Genomic DNA, 6,805 nt, shown 5'->3' on the forward strand with positions numbered 1-6,805 from the left:
CGGGGGCGGCGCCGGAGCGCGCCCCGCCGGCCAGCAATTCCAGTTCATTGGCGGCGACCGACAGCCGCGCCGCGGCGAGGCCGCCCATGGCGAGGTCGCGCAGATAGGCGTCGGCGTGTTGCCGGAAGCGGCGCCCGACCTCCGCCCGGTGGGCGGTCAGGTCGATGGGGCGCTGCGCCCCCGGTCCCGGCGCCGGGATGGCGGTGCCGCCCGGCGGCTGGTCGATTTCCCAGCCGTGCAGCCGCGCGGAGAAGCCGCGCGCCACCCCGGACCCCAGCGCGAAGTCCAGCACCTCGTCCAGCGGCAGGGCCGGGTCGCGGGCGTCCACGTTGTTGTAGGCGCGGGCCAGCCCCTCGGCGATGCCGACCTCGCCCGCGAAGGCGCGCAGCCGCTCGAAGGCGCCCGCTCCCGCCGGTCCCGGCCCGCCGTCGCGGGTCAGGCGGCGCAGCCGGTCCTCCGCCACGTCGCGCACGGTGGACAGGGCCAGCCGGCGGTAGCCCACCGCCAACGCCCCCGACACCGAATCCGGAACGCCGCTGATCCACGACGCCGGCAGTGGGTTGAAGGTCCAATCCATGGGCAGCATCGTCACGCCCTGGACGAAGCGGGCGGCGGGATCGGCGTAGGCGGCGGTCATCGGCGCCCCGGCCTCGACCGCCGGGCGCTGGTCGGCAAGCTGCTGAAGCCCGCCCGGAATGTCGGCCAGCACCGGCATCAGCCGGTCCGACAGGGTGGAGGCGCGCTGCACCCCCATCCACAGCAGCAGGACCGCGGCCAGCGCGGCGGCCCCCGTTCCCACCGGCCAGGCGTAGCGGCGCCAGGCGCGGGTCGCGGCCAGAGCGCGCGTCGGCTTGGGCAGACCGGCCTCGGGAAAGATCTTGCGGTTCAGCAGGTCGCGCCCGAACAGGGCCGGCGCGTCCGGATCGGGGCGGCCCGTGAAGTACAGGCCGCGGACGTAGAGCGTCTCCTGATAGGCGGTGCGCTTGAAGGCGGTGCCGAGCAGGGCGCGCAGCGCCGCCTCCGTCCCGGTCAGCCGCTCCGTCAGGGCGAACAGCGGGGCGCCGTCCGGCGTGGCGGTGGCGCCGAACACCTCCAGCTCCACCGCCAGCAGCCCGTCCGCCACGCTCTGCAACGCCTCGCCGACGAAGTCGGGGGAGAAGGCGGTCTCCAGCGCGTAGGGGCTGGACCAGCCGAGCATCCCGCCGGTCAGCGGGCCGGGCAGAGCCTCGGCCAGCGCCGCGAAACCGGGGGCCTCCTCGCAACCCGTCACCACCACATAGACCGGCAGGGCGAAGCCCAGCGTGCGCTGGATTTCCCACAGCCGGGCGTACAGCTCCGTCCCGCGGGCGGTGGCGCGGCGCACGTCGTCCAGTTCGGCCAGCGGCACGGTCAGGATCAGCCCGTCGGCGGGCAGCATCGGGCGGCGGCGGCCCAGCAGGTCGAGCACCCCCGCCCAGACGGCCCGCGGGTCGTCCACGTCGATGACCACCGCCCGGTCGTAGAAGCGCCAGGAGAAGCCGGCATGCCGCTCCGCGGTCACCGGGGGCCGCACCTCCTCCGCGCAGGCCAGCAGCCCGGCGTCGTCCGACGCGGCGACGCCGGTGCGCAGGTACCAGGGCACCAGATAGACGTTGCGCGACAGCGTCTCGCGGTAGGCCGCCAGACCGTCGCGGAACAGGCGGCGGATGTCGCGCAGCGTCACGTCCGGCGCCGCGGCGGCCAGCGCCGGAACCGCCCCGCCCTCCTCCGTTCCGGATTCCGGCGGCGGCAAGGCCGCGGGTTCCGCGGGGGCGGGCGGCGCCGCGCTGCGGGCGCGCAGCAGGATCGCCGCCATCACCGCGATGATCACCAGCACGAGGACGAGAAGCCCCGCGAAGACCCAGACCTGATTGCCGGCGATGCCGGACAGGACCGCTGCCAGGAGTTCCATGACCGTCCCCTCCCGTCAGCGGGTCACGCGGACCGATGCCTGAAGCACCGCGTCCGCCGCGTTGGAAAGCTGCGCTGTGGACATCCACCAGAGCGCCTGACCCAGCACCAGCCACAGCCCGGCGATGGCCCCCAGCACCAGCGGCCAGCGCGGCCCCCGCGCCAGCGTGCGCGCCTTGCCGTCGGTCAGGGTGTGGGCATAAGCGGCGGGGATCAGCGTCCGCCCGGAAGGCAGCACCCCGGCGCCCAGTTCGGACTCGCGCCCCGCGATGAACTCGAACAGGCGGGCGCTGTAGTCGCGCAGGGTCGATTCCCCGCCCGGCACGCGGTGCCGCCCCTTGAAGCCCATGCCGAGCACGCAGAGATAGACCGCCGCCAACTGCACCAGCCGCCGGTCGTTGCTGGCCAGCAGCGCCTCCATCCGGTCGAACACCCGCTCGCCGGCCAGCCGGGTGCGGAACACCGCCTGCTCCAGCAGGACGCTGCGCCACAGCTCCCGCCCGTTCCATTCCACGTCGTGGATGAACAGGTCGTCGGCCAGCGCCGCCATGGCGTATTGCGCTTCGCGGTGCTGGCTGATCGTCAGGTCGGTGCCGGTGCGCCCGACCTGGACGGCCTGGGCCTCCAGGAAGTCCTGAAGGCGGCGGATGATGATCTCGGCGTCGGGCTCCAGCGCCAGGGCCGGCACCGCCGCGGCGGCCCCCCGCGGCGCGGGGATCGCCAGCGCGTCCTCGGTCAGGAAGGCGGGCAGGCTTTCCGCCGCCTCGCCCGTCGCGGCGTCCGGCTTCGCGGCGGCGGCGGGGCGGCCAACACCGACCGCGGCGCGGTGCTGCTGGAGTTCCCGCGCGAAGGCGAGGAAGTGATCGACCAGATCCCGGCGGTGCAGCATGGCGGTCCTTCCCAGGCTCAGGCGCTGACGAACAGGGTGATCTCGACGGGGCGGAAGCGGCTGCCCAGCGAGTCCGGATTCCAGATCTCCAGCCGCTCGCCGGGGACGATGTAGCGGGGATCGACCTTGACCTCGAACGGCACCACGCCGCGCGGTGCGGCCACCCCGCCCTCGCCGCTGTCGTCCAGCGCGACGCGCTCGGCCCCCTTCACGCGCAGGCCGGACAGCGTTTCCAGGCGGGAGCGGGAGGCGACGATGCAGTTCTCCATCCAGGCGGCGACCTCGCTGACCGGGGCCGAGGCCGGGCCGCGCACGCCGACGACCACGCGGCCCTTCAGCCAGGTCTCGTCCATGCGCAGGCCGAACATGCCGTCCTCGAAGGTGAAGGGGATGCGGGCCACGCCCTCCTTCACGCGGTCGATCATGCGCAGGATGAAGTCGCGCACCTCGCCGAAGCTCGCCATCGGGTCGTCGTGGTCGTAGCGCGACAGCTTGGCCGGCACGGCGCCGCTGGCGAAGGCCGACAGATGCCCGGCCAGCGTGCAGAGCGACATGTAGACGTCGAACGGGTGGCAGACCCCGACGCCGAGCTGCGCCTCCAGCGGCGGCAGGCCGGTGACGAGGCTGCGGATCTCCGCCCGCGCGGCCTCGGCCAGTTCGGTCGCCGGGTTGCCGTTGCCGACGCCGGAGCGTTCGGCCAGGAACAGGGCCTTCTCGCGGACGCGCCGCACCACCTCCGCCCCCAGCCGCCCGAGCGGCGCGTTGGCGGCGACGGTCAGCGCCGGAGGCACGAAATCGGTCAGCACGAAGGCGTCGTTGCGGAAGGTCGCCTGCGCGATGGGCATGGAGACGAACTTCTGCGGCGGCTTCTGGGTCGGTCCGGTGGTGGCGTACAGGGCCAGCCGCGGGCGCAGCCGGGCGATGGACAGCTCCTCCCCGCCATGCTGGTCGGCGACCGGCGCGCCCTCGACCGAGACGTAGCGGGGCGTCTCCCCCGGCCCCGGCGCGCGGTCGCCGCGGGCGGCAGGAACGATCAGGTGGATGGTGATCTGCGTCTGCCCCACCGGGTCGGCGTAGGCGGAGATGTCCACCTCCAGCGGCTCGTCCGTTCCGGCGCGGTAATCGACGACGAGGCCGTCCGGCAGGATCGCCTCCAGCTCCCGCAGCTGGACCAGCCCGGAGACGAGCTGCACCCGGTCCACCTGGAGATGCACGACCCCCCAATGGAAGGGCCGCGCCTGCCGGACATGGTAGGTGAGCTGCCGCTCGTGGCGCAGCGCCTGCTGCTGGAAATGCTGCGGGGCCAGCAGCATCCCGTCGTGCCAGTCGATGGCGTCGGGAATGTCGCGCGCCTCGGTCATGCGATCCTCGGAGCAGCGTTGGGGAGAACATCACGGAACCAGTTCGACATCCTTGTCCCCGGCGGTGAGGGTCAGCGTTCGTGTGTCGGGCACGCGCAGGCGGTGCGGCCCGGGGGTGGCGTAGTTGGCGAAGACCAGGATCGCCCAGGCCGGCTCGCCCGGCGGCAGGTCCGCCGTCAGCGTCTGGCCGGGAACCAGCTCCCAGCTCGTGACGCCGAGCGTGGCGGGATGGTCGCGCATGGACTGCTCGCGCTGGCCGAACCACTCCGCGGCGGTCAGCGCGCCCAGCTTGTCCACCAGCGCCTTGTCGCGCACCGCCACGAGGTCGATGGCGACCGGCGTGGTGTCGTTGGCGGCGGGGGCGACCGTGAAGGACACGCTGTCCAGCGCGGCGCGCGGCTTCTCCGCACAGCCCGCCGCCAGCAGCGCCAGAGCCAGCGCGCCGGCCAATCCCAATCGGTTCCTGTTCACCGGAATCATGGCTTTTACCGCTCTCCCGCATCGGCAAGGGTGACGACGGTTCCGGTCACGCCGTTCGCCCGCGCCAGCGCGTCCAGCGCGCGGGCGGCCTCGTCGGCGGCGGCATAGCGCCCGGTGCGCACGGCGTAGGGGGCGTTGCCGCCCGGCAGCGGCGCGAACTCGACCGTGCCGCGCACGCCCCGCTGGGCGGCGGCGGCGGCGAAGGATTCCGCATTGGACGGGGTGGCGAAGCGCCCGAGTTCGATGGCGTAGTGGCGGACCGGAGCCGGCCCGTTTCCTCCGCCTTCCTCCTTCATGGCGTCCAGACGGTCGTTCAGCGTGTCCTCGACGACGCCTTCCACGCTGTTGCCGGCGAATTCCGTGACGCGGTAGCCGGTCTTTTCGATGACGTGGGCGGCGGTGCCGGCCATCCAGCCGGGCAGGAAGCGCCGCGCCGCGTCCGCCGCACCGCGGGTCACCGGCTCGGTGGCGGACATGGCCTTTCCGCGGGCCTCGTCGCTGAAGATGTCCGCCGTCTCGATCACGCCTTGGCGCGCCTCGAAGCTGTCGGCCACGGTCCGCCTTGCCATCGCCGCGAGGCCGCCACCTTCGGCGTGTGCCGCAGCCGCCGCGGCGGGAGCGGGTGCGGAAGCCACCGGCTGCGTGCCACCCCCCGTCAGGACCAGCGCCGCCAGCACGGCGCCGAGCAGCAGGGCCACGACGGTCAGCACGGCGACGCCGGCGGCCAGAGCCGCCACCTGCCATCGTCCGAGCGTGATCGTCGCCATCGCGGGAAATCCTGGGAAGGAACCATCGGGCGGGCCACCCGCCGCAGGGGTCGGCGGCCCAGCCTGATAGAAGCATCCCGGCGCCCCGAATCCGCGCGCTGTCTGGTTCGTTCTGGCGTAGTCCGCGGGCGGGTCCGCGGACTATGCGCGGACATCGCTCCCGCCTTGCGGAAAAGCCCGCAAATCCGGCGGGTTACCCCGTTGGTCCGAACTGGATCATTCGCCGCCGCCGGCCTTTGCGGATTGGGCGGCGGGAAGCGGCTCCTCGACGACCACCCCGCCGATCCCGGCGGTCCGCTCGAAGGACGGACGGCGCGCCTCGGCCTGCCAGCGGTCGGCGAAGGCCCCGGCGCGCACCCGGAACCATTGCCCCCCGGCGGCGTCCATGGTTTCCACGATCTCCACCGGCAACCCCCGCCCGGCAAGCGCCGCGGCGAAGTCCCCGGCGTTGTCCGCCGAGCGGAACACGCCGAGTTCGATGGAAAAGCGCGCCGTTCCCGCCTTCGCCACGGCGACCGGGCGGACGGGCACCGCGGGAGGAGCGCTCTTGTCCGGTTCCGTCTTCGCGGCCTCCGGCGGCACGGCGGGTTGGGGCGCGGCAGCTTGGGGCGCAGGGAGCGCGCTCGCCTCCGCGGACGGCGGGGCCTCCTCCTCCGTGCCGGGCATCCCGCCGCCGGCCAGGAAGTAACCGCCCGCGAAGGCCACCAGCAGAAGCAACAGCGCCGCCAGTCCGATCAGGAGCTTCTTCACGGCACCCCCCTCATGACCACCCTCACGATTCCGGGCCGCCGCACAGCCGGCGCATCTCCGCCGTCTCGCGCTGGTAGCCGAGCCGCACCCGCCGGTCGAGAACGAGGCAGAGATAGGCGTCCTGCGCCGCCGGGTCGCTGGCGTGGTAGCGGCGCACCGCCTCCGTCCAGGACCCGTGGCGGTCGTACAGCCCGCGCAGGAAGCGGGCGGCGTAGGCGACGTTGACGGCGGGGTCCAGCATGTCTTCCCCCGTCGCGAAGGAGCCGGCGTGCCAGCGCGTGTGGATCTGCATGCAGCCGACCGCCACGTCGCCGCGCAGGCCGCCCTCGCCGTCCTGCATCAGCCGCAGCGCCTCGCGCCGCGTCGCCGGGAAGTGGGGACGGCCCGAGACGTTCAGCGCCCAGGGCCAGGGCGTGCCCGCCCGCCCGGATTCCACGACGCTCATGGCGTGCAGGATGCCGCGGGGAATGCCGTAGAGCGTCTCCCCGTTGCGGAGATACCGGCTGCACTGGAACAGCGCCAGCCCGCCATCGGACGGCGGCGTCCCGGACGGCGGCAGCCCGGACGGCGCCATCCCCTGCCCCGCCGCCGGCCCGCACAGCAGGGCGCCCATCAGGGCGAGCGCGGCG

Annotated in this window: 7 protein-coding genes; all 7 read right to left on the bottom strand. The window is 73.9% G+C overall.

Features of this window, described 5'->3' with window-relative positions:
- Window positions 1–1,930, bottom strand: a 1,930-nt coding sequence (locus tag QSG27_RS26775; protein ID WP_306711602.1) for a type VI secretion system protein, incomplete at its 3' end; no start/stop codon positions are given.
- A 15-nt stretch (window positions 1,931–1,945) separates the two neighbouring features.
- A complete protein-coding gene (locus QSG27_RS26780) occupies window positions 1,946–2,818 on the bottom strand; it encodes a DotU family type IV/VI secretion system protein (RefSeq protein WP_306711604.1) in 873 nt (290 codons plus the stop codon).
- A 17-nt stretch (window positions 2,819–2,835) separates the two neighbouring features.
- Window positions 2,836–4,179, bottom strand: a complete 1,344-nt coding sequence (gene tssK, locus QSG27_RS26785; protein ID WP_306711606.1) for a type VI secretion system baseplate subunit TssK — start codon at window positions 4,177–4,179, stop codon at window positions 2,836–2,838.
- Between the two features lie 30 nt (window positions 4,180–4,209).
- Window positions 4,210–4,629, bottom strand: a complete 420-nt coding sequence (locus tag QSG27_RS26790; RefSeq protein ID WP_306711608.1) for a hypothetical protein — start codon at window positions 4,627–4,629, stop codon at window positions 4,210–4,212.
- 35 nt (window positions 4,630–4,664) lie between these two features.
- On the bottom strand, window positions 4,665–5,426 hold the full coding sequence (locus QSG27_RS26795) for an SPOR domain-containing protein (protein ID WP_306711610.1): 762 nt from the start codon (window positions 5,424–5,426) through the stop codon (window positions 4,665–4,667).
- A 216-nt stretch (window positions 5,427–5,642) separates the two neighbouring features.
- Window positions 5,643–6,176: an SPOR domain-containing protein gene (locus tag QSG27_RS26800; protein WP_306711612.1), complete on the bottom strand. Its 534-nt coding sequence runs from the start codon at window positions 6,174–6,176 to the stop codon at window positions 5,643–5,645.
- Between the two features lie 22 nt (window positions 6,177–6,198).
- Window positions 6,199–6,805: lysozyme family protein (locus QSG27_RS26805; RefSeq protein WP_306711614.1), on the bottom strand; the 607-nt coding region annotated here is incomplete at its 5' end.

Origin of the sequence: Azospirillum isscasi, from assembly GCF_030849505.1 — a bacterium.
Lineage (GTDB): Bacteria > Pseudomonadota > Alphaproteobacteria > Azospirillales > Azospirillaceae > Azospirillum > Azospirillum isscasi.